At 53.6% G+C, this 3,385-nt stretch carries 1 tRNA gene and 2 rRNA genes (1 of these 3 only partly in view); all 3 read left to right on the plus strand.

The features are described 5' to 3' along the window. Positions 1–2,639: ribosomal RNA gene (locus FIV46_RS13890) — 23S ribosomal RNA — on the plus strand; it begins 106 nt to the left of the window's first position. Between the two features lie 125 nt (positions 2,640–2,764). Then, a 5S ribosomal RNA gene (gene rrf, locus FIV46_RS13895) occupies positions 2,765–2,879 on the plus strand. Between the two features lie 410 nt (positions 2,880–3,289). Next, positions 3,290–3,366 (plus strand) — tRNA-Met (locus FIV46_RS13900). The last annotated feature ends 19 nt before the right edge of the window (positions 3,367–3,385 follow it).

Raw genomic sequence — 3,385 nt, forward strand, 5'->3', positions numbered from 1 at the left:
GACGATTTCCGAATGGGGAAACCCACCCTTCGGGGTATCCTTACCTGAATACATAGGGTAAGGAGGCGAACCCGGCGAACTGAAACATCTAAGTAGCCGGAGGAAAGGACATCAACCGAGACTTCCCTAGTAGTGGCGAGCGAACGGGAACCAGGCCAGTGGCTGTAGATTAAAAACCGGAACATTCTGGAAAGGATGGCCGTAGTGGGTGATAGCCCCGTACGGGTAAGTTAATTTACAGTCCTCGAGTAGGGCGGGACACGTGAAATCCTGTCTGAACGTGGGGGGACCACCCTCCAAGCCTAAGTACTCCTATGCGACCGATAGTGAACAAGTACCGTGAGGGAAAGGTGAAAAGCACCCCGATAAGGGGAGTGAAACAGACCCTGAAACCGTATGCTTACAAGCAGTCGGAGCACGCAAGTGTGACGGCGTACCTTTTGTATAATGGGCCAACGACTTAATATAACATGCAAGCTTAAGCCGATAGGTGTAGGCGCAGCGAAAGCGAGTCTTAATAGGGCGACTGAGTATGTTGTATTAGACCCGAAACCGAGTGATCTAGTTATGGGCAGGTTGAAGGTGCGGTAACACGCACTGGAGGACCGAACTCACCTATGTTGAAAAATGGGGAGATGACCTGTGACTAGGGGTGAAAGGCCAATCAAACTCGGAGATAGCTGGTTCTCCGCGAAATCTATTTAGGTAGAGCGTTGAATGAATACCGCCGGGGGTAGAGCACTGGATGGATGCGGGGGGCGCGAGCCTTACCAATTCTAACCAAACTCCGAATACCGGTGAGTACTATTCAGCAGACACACCACGGGTGCTAAGGTCCGTGGTGGAGAGGGAAACAGCCCTGACCAACAGCTAAGGTCCCCAAATCATGTCTAAGTGGGAAAGCAAGTGAGAAGGCCAAAACAACCAGGAGGTTGGCTTAGAAGCAGCCACCCTTTAAAGAAAGCGTAACAGCTCACTGGTCTAATAGCCATCTCGCAGCGAAGATGTAACGGGGCTCAAGACATGTACCGAAGCTTTGGATTTGATACTTTGTATCAAGTGGTAGCGGAGCGTTCTGTAAGCCTGCGAAGGGTGACCCGCGAGGGCGCCTGGAGGTATCAGAAGTGCGAATGTTGGCATGAGTAGCGATAAAGAGTGTGAGAGACACTCTCGCCGAAAGTCCAAGGGTTCCTGCGTAAAGCTAATCTGCGCAGGGTTAGCCGGTCCCTAAGGCGAGGCCGAAAGGCGTAGTCGATGGGAACTCAGTTTAATATTACTGGGCCTGATGAGATGTGACGGATGGTGTAAGTTGTTCCTCCTTACTGGATTGGAGGGGCTGCGAAACTGTTCCAGGAAATAGCCTCATCATATAGACCGTACCCGAAACCGACACAGGTGGACAGGTAGAGCATACCAAGGCGCTTGAGAGAACTATGTTGAAGGAACTCGGCAAATTGCCTCCGTAACTTCGGGAGAAGGAGGCCCTCCATGAAGGCAACTTTTTGGAGGGGGCACAGACCAGGGGGTGGCGACTGTTTACTAAAAACACAGGGCTCTGCGAAGTCGCAAGACGACGTATAGGGTCTGACGCCTGCCCGGTGCCGGAAGGTTAAAAGGAGGTGTGAGAGCACTGAATTGAAGCCCCGGTAAACGGCGGCCGTAACTATAACGGTCCTAAGGTAGCGAAATTCCTTGTCGGGTAAGTTCCGACCTGCACGAATGGCGTAACGACTTCCCCACTGTCTCCAACATAGACTCAGCGAAATTGACTTGCCCGTGAAGATGCGGGCTACCCGCGGTTAGACGGAAAGACCCCGTGCACCTTTACTACAGCTTCAGAATGATAATGGATATGTTATGTGTAGGATAGGTGGGAGACTTTGAAACCGGTGCGCCAGTTCCGGTGGAGTCGTTGGTGAAATACCACCCTTAACCTGTCTATTATCTAACCGCGCCCCGTGAACCCGGGGCCGGGACCTTCTGTGGTGGGTAGTTTGACTGGGGCGGTCGCCTCCCAAAGAGTAACGGAGGCGCGCGATGGTAGGCTCAGGCTGGTCGGAAATCAGCTGTGAGAGTGCAATGGCATAAGCCTGCCTGACTGCGAGACTGACAAGTCGAGCAGAGACGAAAGTCGGTCATAGTGATCCGGTGGTCCCGTGTGGAAGGGCCATCGCTCAACGGATAAAAGGTACGCCGGGGATAACAGGCTGATACTGCCCAAGAGCTCATATCGACGGCAGTGTTTGGCACCTCGATGTCGGCTCATCTCATCCTGGGGCTGGAGCAGGTCCCAAGGGTATGGCTGTTCGCCATTTAAAGAGGTACGTGAGCTGGGTTTAGAACGTCGTGAGACAGTTCGGTCCCTATCTGCCGTGGGCGCAGGAGAATTGAGAGGAGCTGTCCCTAGTACGAGAGGACCGGGATGGACGCACCTCTGGTGGACCTGTTGTGGCGCCAGCCGCATTGCAGGGTAGCTATGTGCGGAAGGGATAACCGCTGAAAGCATCTAAGCGGGAAGCCCCCCTCAAGATAAGTTCTCCCTTGAGAGCCGTGGAAGACCACCACGTTGATAGGCCGGATGTGGAAGTGTGGTAACACATGAAGCTGACCGGTACTAATTACTCAATAGACTTGAATATCCCGTCATGAACAGAGATGAGATCTGTAAAAGATCCCGTTCATGCGCGCTCATGCAAAACTTATCATTGGCCTCAAAAAGGCCAAATCAAAACGGAATATAAAACAAACCCATGTTTTTAATTGACCTGGTGATCTTGACGCCTGTGTCCCACCCGGCTCCATCCCGAACCCGGAAGTGAAACCAGGTTGTGCCGATGGTACTTCGTCTTAAGGCGCGGAAGAGTAGGTCGTCGCCAGGTCTATTAAAAACATGAGTTTAAAATACAAACCCATTCATAATGTCAGAAAATCATCGCGCTCAAGTAGCCGCTAGGCGATAGCGCATGAAAAAGACAGCGGCCCATAAAGCCGCTTTTTTTTGTAGGTTGATTATCTCTCGCGGCAGGCTCGCTTACGCTCACGCCTCCGAGGGGGCGCCGAAAAGTCGGCGGCGGTCAGTCGACCGCTCTGGAGTATACACTCCAGCCGTCCGTAGGACGGAAAGGCCAAGCGGCCGTCGCGCACGTTTGCGCGGAAGCCAAGGCCGGAGGCCGCACGGCGCTTGAGTGCCAATAAAGTTTACCGCGGGGTCGAGCATGCCCCAGCCTCGGGTCCCCCGAGGCGGAATTAAAAATGCCGGGCTGCACTGCGCAGCCTTGAACTAACTTGACGCGGGGTGGAGCAGCCCGGTAGCTCGTCAGGCTCATAACCTGAAGGTCGCAGGTTCAAATCCTGCCCCCGCAACCAACGGAAGTTGACGCCGCCC

Source organism: Emcibacter nanhaiensis (assembly GCF_006385175.1).
Taxonomy (GTDB): Bacteria; Pseudomonadota; Alphaproteobacteria; order Sphingomonadales; family Emcibacteraceae; genus Emcibacter; species Emcibacter nanhaiensis.